The organism is Streptomyces aureus, assembly GCF_000725495.1.
Lineage (GTDB): Bacteria > Actinomycetota > Actinomycetes > Streptomycetales > Streptomycetaceae > Streptomyces > Streptomyces aureus_B.
Window position 1 is genome coordinate 1 of the sequence record NZ_JNZD01000096.1, and the last position, 329, is coordinate 329.

The 329-nt window shown below is 69.6% G+C and carries 1 protein-coding gene; it reads left to right on the forward strand.

The annotated features are described in order from the left end of the window. A partial coding sequence (locus IO36_RS36125; RefSeq protein ID WP_037626616.1) for a biotin carboxylase N-terminal domain-containing protein occupies nucleotides 1–329 on the forward strand: 329 nt, incomplete at its 3' end.

Below are 329 nucleotides of genomic sequence, written 5' to 3' on the forward strand. Positions count from 1 at the left end.
GTGCGCAAGGTGCTCATCGCCAACCGTGGCGAAATCGCTGTCCGCGTGGCCCGAGCATGTCGGGATGCCGGGATCGCGAGCGTTGCCGTGTATGCGGAACCGGACCGGGACGCTCTGCATGTCCGGGCCGCGGACGAGGCGTTCGCGCTGGGCGGTGACACCCCGGCCTCCAGTTACCTGGACTTCGCCAAGGTGCTGCAGGCCGCCAAGGACTCGGGCGCGGATGCCATCCATCCGGGTTACGGCTTCCTTTCGGAGAACGCGGACTTCGCCCAGGCCGTCCTGGACGCCGGGCTGATCTGGATCGGCCCGCCGCCGCAGGCGATCCG